The following is an 18307-nucleotide window of genomic DNA, read 5'->3' as shown; positions in this document are numbered from 1 at the left end:
CCTGAGGCGGACCTCCCTGTTTAATGGCTCTCGAGATAAGGGCATGGATGGAACGGATGAGCAAAGCGCAAACAACAGAGCAAGTAACCGCGTTGATAATGGTACCGCTGGGGCGACGCGCGTTTCTATTGTGCTACATCAATATTTCTTCAATGGAATAATAGCTAGTCGTTTAGAAAGACACGCATGCCCAAATCTCGATCAACGCAGAACACATCTTCACGCTCCGGGTCACATGCGGGTCGAGGATTCCGCTACCAAGACGCTATCTCCGCTTGGTTAGCAGTCAGATGCTGGAACGGCGACCTCGACTATGGAGGTGTCGTTCCTGAAGGTAGTGATGACGCCGAATTGCTCGGCTTCGACCGCTCAGCATTCGTGCAAATAAAGTCTCGACGCGGCCACTTGGGACCCACACCCAATGGCGACGTAACAAAATATGTCGGGCAGCTTTGGACAAGGGCCGAAACAGCAACCGTGTCTCCAAGCCAACTGATCTTGGTTCTAGAACGGGAGATCGTGGGTACTGCAATCCCGCCTAGTGCCCTGCATCCACTGCAAAACATCACGTCGCTCAAGCCACTGGTCGCAGGTCATCGACTTGCGAAAAAGTGGCTTACAAAGACAAGTATTCTGATCGCGCCCTCGCCCTTGGAAAACGGCATTGATCTGCTTGTGGACAAGCTGGGGTGCGCACCTATCGCCGCGAGCGTCTACTTTGCAGCGATTGCAGACCACGTCGGGTGCCTCTCCGACGACAACGGAACGCGTGCCCCCAAAGATTTCTTGTCGTTTTCCATATCGGATATCGACCAAGAGATCGTAAGACTGGCCGGAACGATATCGGTTGAGGATCTCCATGCTGCAATCAAGAAAGGATACTGCGAGCCCGTCGATTTTCTAACGCCATTTGACGATCCAAACTTCTATCTTGGTACTAACGTCCAACCGGGACACGTGGCTGCGGGTCTGCTTGCCGAACGGCCTGAGGCAACGATGCGCGTGCTGGAGGCCCTTGAACGACGCAGAGCTGCCCTTATTACCGGACCTTCCGGTTCCGGGAAGTCGGGACTAATGTGGCAAACCGCGCGGCAAAGCCGTCACACAATTCGGTGGTTCAGGATTAGGGACATCGCTACCGTTGAACACGTTACCGAACTGCTTCGGCTTGCGGCCACGTTTAGAGCAACTGCACGTATGCCAATCGGATTCGTCCTTGATGACGTCGGTCGGGCTCGTAACAGCCTGTGGGATACCCTGGCTAGCGAGTGCTCAACAAAAGATAACATTCTCATACTCGGGTCTCTACGCGAAGAAGATATGCTGCTTATCGCCCGCCGAAGCCTCGCAATCGAGATTAGAGAAAAACCGGACGATTTGCTTGCAAAGCGAATCTGGGCAGAACTAGCTTCCAGCAAGCGAACCAAGTGGAATAGCTGGCGGGAACCGTGGGAAACGGCCGGCGGGCTTCTCCTGGAGTACACGCACCTCCTGTCCCAAGGAGAAAGGCTCTCGCTCGTCCTTACGGAACAAGTTGATCGCCGTTTACGCGAGAAGCGGTACAGAGAACTGGAAATCCTTCGGCTTGCTTCCGTTGCCGGTCGAACAGGGGCTACGCTCGATGTCGGCCTGCTTGGAGCGGTCCTTTCGCTAACTGAGAGTGAGCTTTTCGCAGCTTTACGGCGGCTCATCGACGAGCATCTAGTTTGCATGGTCCCGGCGGAAAACCGTATCTCAAGTCTGCACCAAATTCGGGCGAAAGCACTTGCAGAAATTATTCACGAAACGCCCCCACCTACGATGGCGCAAACCGTCCGTCGGGCAATGGCGTTGATTGCTCCAAGCGAAATCGAGGGGTTTGTAGCGCGCACGATCGCTATGAACTCCGATCTCGCGGACGGGATCATGTCGGGAGCTTCCGATATTGTAGCCAAGGATGGGAACCTGGAACTTTTGGCTGCCATCTTAAGGGGGCTGGATATCGGCAGCATCGGCAACACGGTGGCGCACTGGCTGAAGGTCGTGGAGCGGCTCAATCTCCCCAAGACACAGTTTACGATGGCTGCCACCTTTGCGGTCGCTAATACTGCAGAATTCATGCCCGAACAATTGGCGCAGCATTTCGAGGCTGCCTCTCTCCTGCGAGAAGCTGCGCATCAGGAATATCGCCTGACACTTCTTGAACACGTCCAGAGACCGCTGCAACAGATGCTTCATCAGCAACCGAGTAATGAAGCTCTAACAGAATTCTTGGCGGCTTGTATCGGAAGCGAATTTCCGGAGTGGCTGATAAGGACCGTTGGGCAGCGCGATGTCGGTCTGCTTGACATGCCATTGGCGGACGCAGTAACGCTCCTTGAAACAGCCGGTTCGCTCGCACCGAAACTAGCAAGAAGCTGGGTTGAAAGAGCTGGCCAAGATGCGCTTCTGCAACGGCTCCAGCGTGAAGTGCCGTGGATATCACCGACCATACTGCGACAGGAGCCTGAGGGCCTTGCTGCCTGCGCCGACATTTTCTACATTTCTGATCGGTTGCAGCCCGATTTGCATGAGGCCGTGATCGAATTGTGCCGGACTCTGCTGGCTCTTGTGCCAACTGCTCAATTGATCATTTCCACTGCTATGGCACCAGACGGAAAATCGGCTGGACTGGGTGATCATACAATCGTTCAAAAGCGTATACAGCGTGACAACCTTCTTGCCGACGTGTTTCCCACGCGAAACAAGCGTTGGATTGCCGCAGTAGCGCAGCAAATCGCGCCAACAGGGGTGAGCCAGTATCTCTGCGAAGCAATTCAACTTCTAGACGGCCTTGTCCCAGCTCTCGAGCGAACGCTAAACAGCATGTTGCGTGGCAAGGCCGATAACAGCCATCTTCGAGCGCTGGGCGTAATCTACGATCGCTCTCGTGAACTTGTTCGACCACCAGATGCAGCAGTAGTCGAAGGTAGGACGTCCGGCCTCGGGGTTTCCGACCTGCAAAGCGTCCTCAATCACTGTGCCGCAGATTTTTTACGTGATTTGCTTAATTTGCCGGAACGGGCTGCCGTAGCCTACTCCCGGATAACCGACGTTCTTGTGCAAACTGATAGTGCTATTTACAACGAACCTTGGGATTTGGTGGGAGACGATCCGCCGCCCTCCCTTTTTCAGCTCAAGGAAATATTGGAACAGGCACGCTTGGTGATAGGAGCGGCCGGGGCGCGCCAAACAAAAGCGCATCTATTGAACCCGCGGTTGGTGAAGTCCGCGAATCGGAATAATGTGCTTCGATTGGTTTCGGCAAGCATTCAGCAGCATATCGATCGAGCCGCCCAACAATTGAATGCGGAAATCGAGAGGGTTGTGGCAGCGGCGGGCTATCGTGCTCAGGCTGTTTGCCAACCCGAGCATGAAACCACCGGTCCATGGCCATACCTGATAGCCAACGTCATCGTTTTTCTGGATAATTTAGAGGAATGGTGGTCTGCCCTGGCGAAAGTTGCCTTACCCCTTCGGGAGGCCTGCGGGCTTGGGCGCAGGCTTACCATCGTACCGGTTGCTTCCGAAGTACCCTTTCCGGATCAAGCAGTATCAGGCATCGATACGCTCCTACCGCTCCCTCTGACGGATATATCGTGGCTGGGCGAACTAGACCTCATACCCGTGGAAAACCCGGCGAGCAGAATCTTCGATTCGCTCTCTGCCGCACTGTTTGAGAAATCTGCAATCTATGCATTTGCCTGTGCGACCGATAATCGGCCTCCGGCAGAATGTAAGGCGCTTGCTAGCGCCAGTGCAGAGATCGATACAGAGACGGAACGGCTCGCAGCACTGCTATCCATGGCGGAGTCAGCCTCCCTGCGCCAGGAAGTTAACGCGTTAAGCGGCGGGGGACCAGAGTTGTCGGTCGGGTACTGGCGACAGATGCACGGAGACGGCTTTTCTTCATGGATTGTGCAGCTTGCGTCTCTCAAAATGACGGTGCTACGCGCTGTGCAAAGCCGTACAGACAATCACCGCGTTTCCTTACCTAGTTGATCGCCTTGGACCAGGAGGTGCATACTCGAAAGGACGACCTATGCGATAACACTCGTGTTTTAACTAGACTTGAAACCACTTCTCGAATAGAGTCGTATCGACTAGTCGTAAAGAAGTTGGGGGGGGGTTGGATGGTGGGTTAGAAACAATAGCCTATGTATGTCGTTGTTTTTCAAAAAATCATTGGCGGATAGGGTGGCATTCGAATCTTTAAGCATCGCCCTGATTGCTGCTAGCCAACTCTGATTCAATCATTTATCAGCGCCAAACTTACAATAGAATGACACGCGCAGTTTAAAATCTTGTTAAAAAGACCTATCCCTCATCCGACAATGGAACTGATTTATTTTTCTACCGAAAGCAGAGGTTCAACACATTGATGCCCTGTTGTTATCGGAGAATTCGTCATTATTGATTTGGAGAGCGGTAAGCAGGGCTGTGGGTCACCTAAGCTAGTCAAGTGTCTTTTTGGATAAGGCCGAATATATTCAGCTAAGGCATTCATTATCCGTTTCTTTACTTCCTTATGTGCGCACACAAACAAATATCGATGCTTCGGTTTTAAAAGGATTACTTTTATGTTTGGATCAATTTTGGCTAAGCATTTCCTATCGCGCGTACCAAAGATCCTACGGACCTGCCAAGCACTCTTTAGTTTGCCATCTATTAAGTAATTTGCTTGGCCTTTTGGCTTAGTCATCCCAGTGTATAGAGCTCCCGAGGCCTGATAGATAGTTCCTATTTCCCCTAAAGCCTCATCGGCGTATGCAACCGCGATAAACGGTCCATAGACTTGGCGCATCGCTTTACACGCCAACGAAATTGCCCTACTAGGCACCCCTTTTGTAATGTCCGGCAAAGTACCTCCACGACAGAGTTGTAGGACCCGGACACCATTTGTGATTGCCACTTTTGCAATCCAGCCTCGTTTTCCACCAAAGCAGGTTGTTCCAAAGGTGATTACCGATATCAGATCGTCCCCATCATGCAACCCCCAATGCCACACACCCAAACCGACATTCCCGAGAATTTCGAATCGAGCTAGGAAATCGTCCGCATCAATTCGAGGGATCCGCGCTATGCGCGTTTCTAGAACATCATAAATCATAGGCCGGGTAACTTAAGCTTTCCCCGATAGGAGAATATTGCCCATATAACAAGGGTAAATTTAAAAAATTGAAAGAAAGTGGAGATCCATGCATGTGTGTTCAAAAAGTCCCATTCTGCTTGCCAAAACTCATCAAGAAAGGAGACAAGGAACAGTAGGCCGAATAAAAGCACGTTTGTTCGCCATATACTTGTACGGAATGAAATTGGGGCCGTATATCTAATTTCGTCCCACGTAGAATCCTTCCCCTCGACGATAGTCTCAATAGCGATAGCCCCGGTTGAAAAATCCAATACTGGCAAATTAAAGGGCACAGTTAACCGGTCCGATGCGCTTCCCACGCTAAACTCTCGATTTATTTCGTTTCCCATTTTGATATATATGCGCCGTCGCCGGCCATCCCCTCGCTGCTGAGGATATTTATAGTGGACGGTCAAATGGTAATTCGTATTTGCATGTAGCTCTAGTCCATCTTCACCGGCGCCGGGCTTCTTGCCGTTACTCATGATCTCTGTAAAAAATAGCGCAGGCACACAAGTTTTGAAAGATTGTGTCTGATATATTTGCTCAACAGCTTTCGACCAACTGTCGCCTGCTATTACCCAGGCAGCAGGATCGGGTCCGTCGATACAATACAGCCCGTCTGCACCACATATTGGATCGTTGTTAGTCAAACGTGGAGAACTTGGGACAACTCTCTGAATCTCTTTAGTGAAGTCTGACGGCGATTGGCTATGACAATGTGACTCTAGTTCGACGTGATAAAAAACCCTTCCTTGTTCTCGAACAATGGATATGATTTTGCCCCTTCTAAATGGGTAATACACGTACTTTTCAGCAAAACGATCGACGTAGCAAATAACACAGGTAGCGCCCCTCATATTCGCGTCGGTCTCCGGGCGGGGAGCATTGACGTTTTCAGAGTATCTCATATCGACCCTGCTTCCATTTGGCAGGCCTATCAGTCGGTATATGTTCTCGAAGTAGGTAGGGGTATATGCGGAATTAAACAAATAGAGCACTTTTATTCCTCCTGCTTAGGCCGACAGTTCCCTCGATTGTCGACTTTCTGCTATCACTCTCCACGTTATACGTAAAACTATATTACCAGTAACTAAAAAATATAGCTTTCTGGCAAGACTGTACCAAGAGTTGAAATGCTAAAAAACGTGATTTAAAGACAAACTGTGCTGGGATTTCAGGACTACAACCTGCAGAGAATGCAGCGGACGCTCCGTTGATCATTGCAGCCTTGGCTTTGCTTCGTGAGTTAAAAGTGCGGGGCTATCAACGCTAACTGTGCAGCGTTCAAGCCTTGATGCAGACGCATCGCCCCTATCCAAGCGGGATCCTGTCATTCGTCTTTGAGAAGGCGCCCGGGCATTCCCGGCGTCGTTGGAAATGACCGATCAATCCTGTGTCTATTGCCCGGATTAGGTAATAAATGCCGGACAATTTGCTTGTAACTCGGTTGCCAAGGTGACCGCGTACCATAGACAAATAGCGGTTACAAATTGGTTACATTTCCCTGATCCAGTAAGTTCTGAAAAAGACGAAAATCGATAGAAGCCTTGTGAATACTGGCGCCCTGAACACGAATCGAACGTGTGACCTACCCCTTAGGAGGGGGTTGCTCTATCCACTGAGCTACCAGGGCCCTCGCTGCATTTTACGCTAATATTCGGGTTATGGATAAATCCGGCTCCCCACCTCCAAGCAATCCTGACAGCGGCACCGCTGATCAAAGAAAACACGAAAAGCTGCCACGTACCGTCATCGTTCTCGGCCTGGTCAGTTTCTTCAACGATTTCGCTTCAGATATCGTCATTCCGCTTATTCCGATATTGCTGGCGACTGTGCTGGCCGCGGGGCCGGTGGCACTGGGTTTGATCGAGGGTGTTGCCGATGCAATAGCGAGCCTGCTCAAGCTGTGGTCGGGGCGGCATTCGGACGTCATGAGCGGGCGGCGCAAAGGGCTGGCGGTGACTGGCTATACACTTTCCAACATCGCCCGGCCATTGCTGGGGCTGGCTGGTTCCTGGCCGATGATTCTGGTGTTGCGCAGTATCGACCGCGTCGGCAAGGGCCTTCGCAGCGCGCCGCGCGACGCGCTGGTGGCGGATGCGACACCACCCGGAATGCATGGCTACGCGTTTGGTTATCACCGGGCCATGGATAATGGCGGGGCGGTGGCGGGAAGTCTGGCCGCGGCAGCTGTGCTGGCATGGTCGGGCCTGAGCCTGACCGAGGTGATTCTGTGGTCAGCGGTTCCGGGCTTTGTCGCGGTGCTGCTGCTCGGGGTGGGTGTGCAGGATGAAAAAGCTTCCGCCAATTATCCCGCTGCTTCTGCTCCGGTAGTACTGCCGCCTTTGCGCTGGTCCGTATTATCCTTGCCGATGCGGCGCTACCTTCTGGTGCTGATGCTATTCACATTTGCCCGCGCTTCGGAGACTTTTATCCTGCTGCTGGGGCACCAATTGGGTGGGGGCACAGTCGAATTATTATTACTGTGGTCGGCGTTAAATCTTTGCAAAGCCGCCACTTCCACCTGGGGCGGGCAACTGGCCGATACCCTGGGGCGCGGGACGTTGATGCTGATCGGCTGGACGACATTCTCGCTCTCGTTCCTGATGCTTGGCATGGTTGAGTATGGTGCGGGGCTGTGGGCAGTAAGCATTTTTTATGGCCTTTGTGCGGGCATGAGCGAAGGGGCAGAGCGAGCCATTATCAGCGATTACGCAGCCCCTCGCGAGCGGGGAACCGCTTTCGGCTGGTATCATCTGATGGTAGGCATTGCAGCGATTCCTGCGGGATTGCTGTTCGGATCGATCTGGCAGCTCCAAAGCGCGGCAATGGCATTCTTTTTTGCAGGTGGATTGGCAGCTTGCGCGGCGCTGTTGTTGCGAGTGTGGGTTTGGCCAGTCAGGAAATTGAATGTGGCTGACAGTTAAAAGATCTGGTAGGAGTAGCAGTAATTGACGCGTGGTGGAGGACTGAATCAAATGAATGATGGAGGGGTGCTATGAAATCACTGGGAATGTTCGCGGCATTGATGGCGGTGGTTCTGTTGTTCTCAAGTCACGCGATACGTGCCGAGGCGCCTGCGCTGAAGGTAGGTCAGCCGGCGCCGGATTTCAGCCTTCCCGATCAGGACGGCAAAACACGTAAGCTGGTGGATTTTCGCGGCCAGTGGCTGGCGCTGTATTTTTATGTCAAGGATGACACGCCGGGCTGCACCGAACAGGCCTGTAAATTTCGTGACGACATCGGCGAGCTTGAAGACCTGGGTGCGCGGGTGGTTGGGGTGAGTGTGGATGATGCCGGGAGTCATGCGAGTTTTGCCAAAAAATATAATCTTCCGTTCCCGCTTCTGGCGGATAGCAAGGGCGAAACGGCCGCACGATATGGTTCGCTTCGGGGTGACGGTAGTATGGCCAAGCGCAATACTTTTCTTATCGACCCGGAAGGCAGGATTGCCAGAATTTATCTATCGGCCAGCACTTCGCGCAACTCTGCTCAAGTGATCGAGGATTTGAAAAAGCTGAAAGGTTCGTAATCCTGGAGGTTCATAAAACTGGCTTGTCACTTTTGATGCGACAAAACTTCCCAGTGCAATTTACCGTGTATGGGCCATACTTACAGGAATGAATCCGCGGGTTGCGGCGAATGGCGGCAAAGGACATAGGAGATAATCCATCATGGCAAAACTGAGCGAAGACCAATTGGCGCAACTGAAAGAAATGCTGCAGCATCGGTATCTGGAACTGCGGGAAGAAGTCCGGGGGGAACTGGAACGCTCGGGAGATCAGCGTTATGCCGATCTGGCGGGCAGCGTGGCTGATCCGGGCGATGAGTCGGTGGCTGACATGTTAGTGGACGTGGACGCTGCGCTCGTAGACCGTCAGGTAAACGAGATGCGGGGAGTGGAAGCTACGTTGAGGCGGCTGGCGGAATTGGATTTCGGCGATTGTATCGAGTGCGGCGGTGAAATTGGCTTCGAACGCTTGATGGTCCTTCCCACCGCTGAAAGATGTGTGCGTTGTCAGGAATTGCATGAGAAGACCTATTCTCACGAGCCGAATCCAACCCTTTAGCCGGGAAGCGCCGGCAGAGACTCTTTTAGCCCTCGACCCTTGCTTAACGAATCTTCCCAAAAGATTGTTGCTGTGCAATTCGTGCTTTTCAAAAATGTTCCGTTTTTTGCGATACCGAAACCTTGAGCAGCACGAGCACTGCGCCGCTGCCTCCGTCTTCGGACCTGGCCTGACAGAAAGCCAGCACATCATCTCGTTGCGAGAGCCAACTTCCAATTCTGGCTTTTAAAACCGGTTCGTGATTCCTGGAGCTGAGCCCTTTGCCATGTATCACCCGTACACAACGGAAGCCCCGATTCCGGCTGGCATCAAGAAAAACCACCAGTTGCTGCCGCGCTTCGTCACGTGTGAATCCGTGCAAGTCAAGTTCAGCCTGAATCTTCCAGTAGCCGCGTCGAAGCCGCCGCAAAGTCTGGCGCGACAGGCCAGGACGTAGAAATGATCCTTCATCACCTGTTGCCATCTCCAGCGGAACGTAGTCGGAGAGCGAGTCCTCCGACCCAGGTTCCCTGTCACCTTGAGCCTGGCGCGGAATTGGCTGGGGATGCCTGCCTGTGAGGACGACTTTACCGGACGCGGCCAGCGGCGCAACGTCCCGAACCGCACTGCGGAACAAGACAGCGTCGTCGTCGATCTCGGGTTTCGCTTCCGGTGAATCCGCGTAACTCATTGCGGGCTTGTCCGGCCGTTTCATGCGAGCTTCTCACTCTGTGGTTGCTCAATTGTTGCTCAGATCAGAACATCCAGATACTTTTCCGCATCAAGCGCCGCCATACAGCCCGTTCCCGCGCTGGTCACTGCCTGGCGGTAGATATGATCCTGCACATCGCCCGCGGCGAATATGCCGGGAATGCTGGTCTCGGTGGCGTTGCCATGATTCCCGCTGCGAGTGATGATATAACCGTTTTCCATTTTCAGTTGTCCCTGGAAAATATCGGTGTTGGGTTTGTGCCCGATAGCGATGAATACGCCTTGCAAATCCAGGGTCTTGGTGGAACTGTCCTGAAGGTTTTTGATGCGCATCCCGTTGACACCGGCATCATCGCCCAGCACCTCATCCAGCACATGGTTGAGTTCCAGTGTAATGTTGCCGTTTTTTACCTTCCCCATCAATTTGTCTATCAGGATTTTTTCCGAGCGGAATTTCTCGCGGCGATGCACAACGGTAACCTTGCGTGCGATGTTGGAAAGATAAAGCGCCTCTTCCACCGCCGTGTTGCCGCCGCCGATAACGGCTACATCCTGTCCCTTGTAGAAAAAGCCGTCGCAGGTCGCGCAGCCGGATACGCCTCTGCCCATGTACGCTTCCTCTGAGGGCAGTCCCAGATATTTAGCAGAGGCGCCGGTCGCTATGATCAGCGCGTCGCAGGTGTACGTGCCCTGATCACCGATCAGGGTGATGGGCTTGTCCGTAAGTTTGGCCGTGTGAATGTGATCGAAAACGATTTCGGTGTCGAAGCGTTCCGCATGTTTCTGAAAGCGCTCCATCAACTCCGGGCCCTGTACGCCCATCGCATCAGCCGGCCAGTTATCGACATCGGTCGTGGTCATGAGCTGACCACCCTGCGCGATGCCGGTGATGAGTACAGGCTTGAGGTTGGCGCGAGCGGCATAAACTGCTGCGCTATAACCGGCTGGGCCGGATCCGAGGATGAGGAGGCGGGAGTGTTTGCTAGTCATTCTTTTAAGTATATTGGGGTTTGTTTTTTTAAATAAAGAGGACGGTGGTTATAACCGTTGTTCAATCCAGCCAGCTACACTATCAAGAGCCGCGGGCAGATTATCTGGCTGGGTGCCGCCTGCCTGGGCCATGTCGGCACGCCCCCCACCCTTGCCACCGACCTGCTGGGCCACGAAATTGACCAGTTCACCTGCCTTCACTTTCGTTGTCAGGTCGGCAGTGACGCCTGCAATGAGCTTGACTCGTCCATTCTCAATTGCGCTCAGCACCACGACGGAGGACTGGAACTTATTCTTGAACTTGTCCAGCGTTTCGCGCAGGGTTCTGGAATCCGCATCTTCAAGACAAATCGCCAGCACTTTTGCGCCTTTGACTTCACGAACCTGCCCGGCAAGATCATCGCCTTGCGAACTGGCAAGCTTGGATTTCATGCGCCCGAGCTCTCTTTCGAGATTTTTGACGTTATCGAGAATTTGCATGATGCGCGCGGCTGCTTCCTGTGGTTGGGCCTTCACCGCATCCGCCACCCGCTGCAATTGCAATTCCTGTTCCTGAATGTACGCCAGAGCCGCCTCGCCCGTCACCGCTTCCACGCGGCGGACGCCTGCGGCGACGCCGGATTCCGCCACGATCTTGAAGAGTCCGATGTCGCCCGTACGTTTGACGTGTGTGCCGCCACACAGCTCGCTTGAAGTGCCAATGTCCAGCACGCGCACTTCGTCGCCATACTTTTCGCCAAACAACATCATTGCCCCTGTTTTTTTTGCGTCCTCTATCGTCATCACGCGCGCCTCTGTAGCCGCGTTGGCCAGGATTTCGGCGTTTACCAGCATTTCCACCCGTCTAATTTCGGCATCCGTTACCGGCTGGTTATGCGTGAAATCAAAGCGCGTCTTGCTGGCATCAACCAGCGAGCCTTTCTGCTGTACATGAGTACCCAATACGTGACGCAGCGCCTTGTGCATCAAGTGCGTGACTGAATGATTACGTTCCGTGCGCGCCCGTGCTTCGGGGTTGACCTGCGCCAGCACGATATCGCCGCCAGCAAGGCGTCCGCTGCGCAGCAGCCCCTTGTGGCCGAATACGTTCGCCTGAATTTTCTGGGTATCGGATACGGCAAAGGTCCCGTTGGCGGCAAGCAGTTCCCCGCAGTCCCCAACCTGTCCGCCCGATTCGGCATAAAACGGCGTTTTATCCAGCACGACTACTGCCTCATCTCCCGCCTCGATGAAATCGACCCGGCTGCCTTCTTTGTAGATGGCAAGAATTTGCCCTTCGTGCTGCAGGCTCTCATAGCCGTAGAAGGCCGTTGAGGGTCCGCTATACGTTACGCCTTCCTCCATGGTGAATTTGCTCGTCGCCCGGGCGCGCTCACGCTGGCGCTCCATTGCTTGTTCAAATCCGGCCTGGTCTATCTCCACACCCCGCTCGCGCGCGATATCCGCGCTGAGATCCAGCGGAAAACCGAAAGTATCGTAGAGGCGGAAAAGGGTTTCACCGTCCAGTATGCGGTCGCCCCGTCGCAGCGCGGCTTCCAGAACCTGCATTCCATTTTCCAGCGTTTCGGCGAAACGCTCTTCCTCCTGCTTCAGTACCGCCGCCACGCGAGCGCTGGCTTCCATCAGTTCCGGGTAGGCCGGTCCCATTACTCTCGCCAGAGCTTCCACCAGAAGATGAAAGAAAGGCTGTTTCTGCCCAAGTTTATAGCCGTGGCGAATGGCGCGGCGGATAATGCGACGGAGAACGTAGCCACGGCCCTCGTTGCCGGGAATCACGCCATCCACGACAAGAAAAGAACAGGCGCGAATGTGATCGGCAATCACTTTGAGCGAGTTGCTATGCAAATCAGCCGTGTGCGTAACTTGTGCCGCCGCCTTGATCAGTTCCTGAAACAAATCGATTTCATAATTGCTGTGAACCTGCTGCATAACGGCCGAAATACGCTCCAGTCCCATGCCGGTGTCCACCGATGGCCGGGGCAACGGATGCAGTGTGCCCGCGCTGTCCCGATTGTATTGCATGAATACCAGGTTCCAGATTTCTATATAGCGATCCCCATCCGCGTCGGGCGCGCCGGGCGGGCCCCCAGGAATTTCCGGACCATGGTCGTAAAAAATTTCGGAACAGGGGCCACACGGGCCGGTTTCGCCCATCTGCCAGAAGTTGTCCGTCGTCGCTATGCGCCTGAACCGCGAGGCGTTGATTCCCACCTCGTTGAGCCAGATATCGGCAGCTTCGTCATCCTCCGCATACACGGTGATCCATAGTTTCTCCTGCGGTACCCCCAAGGTAACAGTGAGAAATTCCCACGCGAACTTGATGGCGTTGCGCTTGAAATAGTCGCCGAAGCTGAAATTGCCCAGCATCTCGAAAAAGGTGTGATGCCGCGCGGTATAGCCTACATTTTCCAGATCATTGTGTTTGCCGCCCGCCCGCACGCAGCGTTGCGAACTCGCGGCGCGCACATAAGGCCGCTTGTCGTGGCCAAGAAATACATCCTTGAACTGCACCATGCCCGCGTTGGTAAACAGGAGCGTGGGATCGTTGGCGGGAACGAGCGGACTCGACGCGACGATCGTATGACCATGCGATTCAAAGAATTCAAGAAATTTTTGGCGTATTTCGCTGCTTTTCATCTCGAGTCATTGATTAACAACTACTGGCCGATCGGCCTTGCTTCAACCGCGTTTCTGCCTGCTGTCAGTTTACCGCCGTTCCACTTCCGTTACCGTCGTTCCCAACGGTTCGCCATTGATGATCGCAATATTTGCTACTTTCACCTTCACATTAATTTCTTCGTTCATTCTGGGCAGATCGGCTTCGGTCAGGATGGCAATCTCTCCGCTATCGTCTTTCAACACATAGGACTTCATATTCAATAATGGAAGCCGGGTAGGCTCTTTCACCGTGCCGTGAAGCATGACCTCCTTGCCGTCGAAATTTGCCGGAGACATATTGATTTCACTGATGGGCGTCGCATTGATGCGATCACAACCGCCCAACAGAACCGCTATAGTTGCCGCTGCCAGCACGATTGTGGCCAGGCGTTTTGTCATGGCTCATCCTCAACAGATTGGCGCAATACCTGATGTATTACCTCCGCCCTAAATCCCCGTCCCATCAGGAAACGCGTTTGCCTGCCGAGTTCTTTCGCATTGGCAGGCATCCCACCGAATCTTTTCCGCCAGACTTCGCGCGCGCTGTCCTGCTCAGTTTCCCTGATATTAGGCAACGCCTCGGCGATTAAATTCTCTGCTATACCCTTCTCACGCAACTCATGCATTATCCTCAGGCTGCCGAACTTCATTCTGCGCACGTGTATCACGTGCTCGACCATGCGCGCGGCCGAGAGAAAGCCGCGTTGCTCAAGCGCATCCAGCACGGAGGAAAGTTCTTCGGAAGTTTGGGCATGAGGAGCAAGCTTTCTTTCCAGCTCCAGCCGGGAATGTTCCCGCCGGGCCAGATAACCCAAGGCGCGGGTTTTCAGACTCGGTTTTTGTGCCATGGCAGCCTCAGCGAGCCAGGATGTTGCTCCGCGATTACTCGCCGTTATTCTACGGTCGCAGGTTCGGCCGGATTGGAAACGCCCACGGCAGCGCGAATTTTCGATTCTATTTCCATCGCTATGTCGTGATGCTCTTTCAGAAACTCACGAGCATTGTCCTTGCCCTGACCTATTTTTTCTCCCTTGTAGGAATACCAGGCGCCCGCCTTTTCGACCAGCTTATGCTGCACACCCAGCTCGACGATTTCACCCTCCCACGAAATCCCTTCCCCGTAGAGAATATCGAATTCGGCCTGTTTGAAGGGCGGCGCGACCTTGTTCTTGACCACCTTCACACGCGTTTCGCTACCGATCACCTCATCGCCCTTTTTGATCGAACCGGTACGGCGTATATCAAGGCGAACCGATGCGTAGAATTTCAGTGCGTTGCCGCCAGTCGTGGTTTCGGGGTTGCCGAACATGACGCCGATTTTCATGCGTATTTGGTTGATGAAAATCACCATGGTATTGCTGCGCTTGATGTTGGCGGTGAGCTTGCGCAACGCCTGCGACATCAGTCTCGCCTGCAGGCCCATCTGTGGCTCGCCCATTTCACCCTCGATTTCCGCTCGGGGAGTCAGTGCGGCAACGGAGTCTACCACCACCACATCAACGGAGCCTGAACGCACCAGCATGTCGGCGATTTCCAGAGCCTGTTCGCCATTGTCGGGTTGAGAAATCAGCAGTTCCTGCACGTTGACGCCGATTTTTTGCGCGTATTGCGGATCGAGCGCGTGTTCCGCGTCTATGAACGCCGCGGTGCCGCCCATCTTTTGCATTTGCGCGATGACCTGCAGCGTGAGGGTAGTTTTGCCGGAGGATTCCGGTCCGTAAATTTCCACTACCCGGCCTCGAGGCAGCCCGCCGACACCCAATGCAATATCAAGGCCTAGCGAACCAGTGGAAATTACCTGGATGTCTTTGGCAACATCGCTGGCGCCCAAGCGCATGATCGAACCTTTGCCGAACTGTTTCTCGATCTGGGAAAGAGCGGCTGCCAATGCTTTGCTTCTGTTTTCATCCATGAAATTCTTCCTTTGTAGAGAGGATAATTATCGCACAGGAACCCTCAACCGGAAAGGCGGACGGAGAATGACAACGTATTCGGCAAGGCGCAAGTTTTACTCTGCCATGCATAAACTCCTTTCTTACCGGAGCAATGTTCAGGGCAAAATATAAATGTTGAAATACTGCTCTGCTCGTGCCGGGTCGAGCTTGCGCAGGGTCTGATATATTTCCCGCATCTTGCCACGCTCGTCCAGCATCGCGTAAGCCACACCCAGGTTATACCAGGCGTCAGCATTCTCCGGTTGAATGCGCACAGTCTCGCGATAGGCCTCAGCCGATTCATCGTATAGCTTCAACTCGTCGTAGGTAACACCGAGGCTGTACCAGGCATTGGAATTTTCGCGATCTATTCGCAGAGCCTGCCGGTAGGCATGGATTGCATAGGCGTACCGTTTGAGGTCATAGTATGCATTGCCCAGGTCAAACCATGCCCCCGCATTGTCCGGCCGCATGAACAGCGCATCCTCATAGGCCTGGATCGCGTCAGCGTATTCTCCGAGATTCGCATAGGCAACGCCCAGGTGATGCCAGGCGTCGGCATATTCGGCCTGGTTGCGTATGGCTTCCCGATAGGCATCGATTGCCTGGCTATACTGTTTGAGATTGGCGGAAGCAATACCTACATTGAACCATGCAGCAGCGTTTGCGGGATTGCGTTTGATTTCCTGCTGAGAAAGTTTTAGCAGATCGCGCCACTTCCCTTTCTTTTCCAGCGCTAACATGCGGTTAAACCAATTGAGTCCATCCTTGTTTATCGTCGCCGGAGCAGGTTGCTTCCGTTGCCCCTCATGCACTCCCTGCGACCCTTTTTGCAGCTCGCCTATCCAATCCACCGGCAGCGCGAAAGCAAGATTTTCGCCTTCGACAATCTGCGGTGACAGTATCCCGATCAGCTGTCCCTCGTTATCAAACAGCCCTCCACCGCTGAAGCCCGAGGAAATGGCCGCAGAAATACGAATGTACTGTGAGCCCCCGTATGGCCGAAGGCTGGAAACGGCTGCTTCAATCAGGACCGGTTCCCGTCCATGCTGCCCCGCCTGTTTTTCGGGAATGCCAATAGCATAGACTGGCTGCCCCACCCAGAGTTTTTCTGCCGTGCCGTGAACGATCCGTGGGGACTGCATATCCGGCACGTTCAAACGGCAAAGATTGCGGTCAGCCTGGGCGCCTTCCAGCATCGCTTTGAAGGTTCTGCCCGACCGGCTCACCTGGCCATTTTTTCCTTTTCCGGCCACATCGCAGGTGGTAATCACCTCATCCGTTTCCATCACTACTCCGCTGCCATGCTTGCCCCGGACGTCAACCATGTTTACCGATACCACGAAAGGCGATGCCTCCGTAAAAATTTCCTCGGCGGTTTTAGCCGCGGCGAGCGGAGAAAGCAAGGCGGATGCCAAAGCCCCGAGCATTACCGGATATAGGGATCTCATGTTTCTTCTTTTGGGCATCCTGTTTCGCAACGGTCATTACTTTATATTGAGTACGCTCGTCGTGGCGCAATGTCAACGATATGCGCAACAAAACAGCCTGCGTGTAAAATATCGAATTATTTTTTACCGCGAACCACGGAAACGAATGGATATCAACGAGGATTCCGGAGAGCCACGTCCGCGCGCCGCTGCCCGAAGAATACAGCCACTGGCGTATTTCATCTTCGCCACACGCTGGCTGCAATTACCGTTGTACCTCGGACTGATTCTGGCCCAATGCGTGTATGTATACCACTTCTGGGTCGAATTGCTCGATTTGATCGGCGCCGTCATGGGTAACGAGTCGGCATTACAGCACATTCTGGATGCGGTTGCGATCGATGGCGCGGTCAGGCCTACCAAGACCACGGAAACGACTATCATGCTGGTTGTGCTGGGCTTGATCGATGTCGTGATGATCTCCAATCTGCTTATCATGGTGATCATCGGAGGATATGAAACTTTCGTTTCCCGCATGAATCTCGAGGGTCATCCCGATCAGCCGGAGTGGCTGTCGCATGTCAACGCATCGGTGCTAAAAGTCAAGCTTGCCACGGCCATTATAGGCATATCGTCCATCCACTTGCTCAAGACCTTCATCAACGCCAAGGCGTACGATGAGAAAACCATTTTGGCCCAAACAGGAATCCATCTGGTTTTTCTGCTTTCCGCGATTGCAATTGCTTATAGCGACCGTCTCATGTCCGGCAATAGCGTCGCCCATAAGGCAAAGAATTCCCACTGAACAACAGGTGTGTTTACGCGACTTTGGGCGGGATACTGTGTAACAGGTCTATTACGCCTTGCAGCGCTCCAGCTACCGACTGGCGCCTTATCTCCTCACGGCTGCCGCTGTAATATCGAGTTTCGGTAAGCGCCATTCCTTCTTTCATTATCCAGGCAAAACAAACCATCCCCACCGGTTTTTCGACTGTGCCGCCGTCGGGGCCGGCAATACCCGTGATGGAAACCGCGACCTGGGCACGGCTTCGGGCAATTGCGCCGGCCGACATTTCGGATGCGGTCTGCTCGGATACCGCGCCGTATTGTTCAAGCGTTGCGCTGCTTACACCCAGCATTTCGTGTTTTGAGATGGCGGCGTAGGTAATGAAGCCACGGTCGTACCAGGCGGAACTTCCGGCTATCGATGTGAGAGCCTGCCCCAGCCAACCGCCGGTGCAGGATTCGGCAGTAGCAAGCATCAACTCCTGCTGGGCAAGTGCCGTGCCAGTCTGTCTGGCAAGGTCTTGAAGCATCATGTCGTCCATGTCATTTGATCCTCTGGAAATCCGTTCCTTTAAGATTATCCCCTTGAGACATGCT

At 53.7% G+C, this 18307-nt stretch carries 14 protein-coding genes and 1 tRNA gene; 5 read left to right on the top strand and 10 right to left on the bottom strand.

Annotated features, from left to right (window positions below; all coding sequences use genetic code 11):
* The first annotated feature begins 519 nt into the window (after window positions 1-519).
* On the top strand, window positions 520-4020 hold the full coding sequence (locus BMX66_RS12960) for an ATP-binding protein (protein ID WP_090882879.1): 3501 nt from the start codon (window positions 520-522) through the stop codon (window positions 4018-4020).
* Between the two features lie 1104 nt (window positions 4021-5124).
* Here BMX66_RS12960 and BMX66_RS12950 read toward each other — a convergent pair.
* Both BMX66_RS12950 and BMX66_RS12945 read right to left on the bottom strand, forming a co-directional pair.
* A complete protein-coding gene (locus BMX66_RS12950; RefSeq protein WP_143058238.1) occupies window positions 5125-6060 on the bottom strand; it encodes a hypothetical protein in 936 nt (311 codons plus the stop codon).
* Between the two features lie 649 nt (window positions 6061-6709).
* Window positions 6710-6785 (bottom strand) — tRNA-Arg (locus tag BMX66_RS12945).
* A gap of 31 nt (window positions 6786-6816) precedes the next feature.
* Between BMX66_RS12945 and BMX66_RS12940 the strand changes: the two genes are divergently transcribed.
* The 3 genes from BMX66_RS12940 to BMX66_RS12930 all read left to right on the top strand — a co-directional run bounded on the left by BMX66_RS12940 (window position 6817) and on the right by BMX66_RS12930 (window position 9222).
* Entirely contained in the window at window positions 6817-8079 is a 1263-nt protein-coding gene (locus BMX66_RS12940) for an MFS transporter (RefSeq protein WP_090882874.1), read from the top strand.
* Between the two features lie 71 nt (window positions 8080-8150).
* Window positions 8151-8684, top strand: a complete 534-nt coding sequence (locus tag BMX66_RS12935; RefSeq protein ID WP_090882872.1) for a peroxiredoxin — start codon at window positions 8151-8153, stop codon at window positions 8682-8684.
* Between the two features lie 142 nt (window positions 8685-8826).
* Window positions 8827-9222: a TraR/DksA family transcriptional regulator gene (locus BMX66_RS12930; RefSeq protein ID WP_090882870.1), complete on the top strand. Its 396-nt coding sequence runs from the start codon at window positions 8827-8829 to the stop codon at window positions 9220-9222.
* A gap of 88 nt (window positions 9223-9310) precedes the next feature.
* Here BMX66_RS12930 and BMX66_RS12925 read toward each other — a convergent pair whose 3' ends face one another.
* The 7 genes from BMX66_RS12925 to BMX66_RS12895 form a co-directional block, all read right to left on the bottom strand.
* Window positions 9311-9916: a Smr/MutS family protein gene (locus tag BMX66_RS12925; protein ID WP_090882868.1), complete on the bottom strand. Its 606-nt coding sequence runs from the start codon at window positions 9914-9916 to the stop codon at window positions 9311-9313.
* Window positions 9917-9951: 35 nt separating this feature from the next.
* Complete coding sequence (gene trxB, locus BMX66_RS12920) at window positions 9952-10902, bottom strand: thioredoxin-disulfide reductase (RefSeq protein WP_090882866.1); 951 nt, start codon at window positions 10900-10902, stop codon at window positions 9952-9954.
* A gap of 48 nt (window positions 10903-10950) precedes the next feature.
* Window positions 10951-13539: an alanine--tRNA ligase gene (alaS, locus tag BMX66_RS12915; RefSeq protein WP_090882864.1), complete on the bottom strand. Its 2589-nt coding sequence runs from the start codon at window positions 13537-13539 to the stop codon at window positions 10951-10953.
* A 69-nt stretch (window positions 13540-13608) separates the two neighbouring features.
* The gene (locus tag BMX66_RS12910; protein WP_177168790.1) at window positions 13609-13959 is read right to left on the bottom strand and encodes a hypothetical protein; all 351 of its coding nucleotides are present in this window, start codon (window positions 13957-13959) and stop codon (window positions 13609-13611) included.
* The gene (recX, locus tag BMX66_RS12905) at window positions 13956-14408 is read right to left on the bottom strand and encodes a recombination regulator RecX (protein ID WP_090882862.1); all 453 of its coding nucleotides are present in this window, start codon (window positions 14406-14408) and stop codon (window positions 13956-13958) included. Before recX ends, BMX66_RS12910 begins: the two co-directional genes overlap by 4 nt.
* Window positions 14409-14452: 44 nt before the next feature.
* Window positions 14453-15472, bottom strand: coding sequence for a recombinase RecA (recA, locus tag BMX66_RS12900; protein ID WP_090882860.1), 1020 nt, complete (start codon window positions 15470-15472; stop codon window positions 14453-14455).
* Between the two features lie 138 nt (window positions 15473-15610).
* Window positions 15611-16945, bottom strand: a complete 1335-nt coding sequence (locus BMX66_RS12895) for a tetratricopeptide repeat-containing S1 family peptidase (protein ID WP_158593427.1) — start codon at window positions 16943-16945, stop codon at window positions 15611-15613.
* Between the two features lie 145 nt (window positions 16946-17090).
* Here BMX66_RS12895 and BMX66_RS12890 point away from each other — a divergent pair, with 145 nt between their 5' ends.
* Entirely contained in the window at window positions 17091-17729 is a 639-nt protein-coding gene (locus BMX66_RS12890) for a TIGR00645 family protein (RefSeq protein WP_090882856.1), read from the top strand.
* A gap of 13 nt (window positions 17730-17742) precedes the next feature.
* On the opposite strand, the gene BMX66_RS12885 is transcribed toward BMX66_RS12890, so the two are convergent.
* Window positions 17743-18252 carry a CinA family protein gene (locus BMX66_RS12885; protein ID WP_090882854.1) on the bottom strand — a complete coding sequence of 170 codons (510 nt, stop codon included), beginning with the start codon at window positions 18250-18252 and terminating at the stop codon, window positions 17743-17745.
* Window positions 18253-18307: the final 55 nt, after the last annotated feature.

This window comes from Nitrosovibrio sp. Nv6, from assembly GCF_900110495.1.
In the GTDB taxonomy this organism is placed as follows: domain Bacteria; phylum Pseudomonadota; class Gammaproteobacteria; order Burkholderiales; family Nitrosomonadaceae; genus Nitrosospira.
The sequence above is the reverse complement of the archived record's forward strand: the minus strand, read 5'-3'. Positions and strand labels throughout refer to the sequence as shown.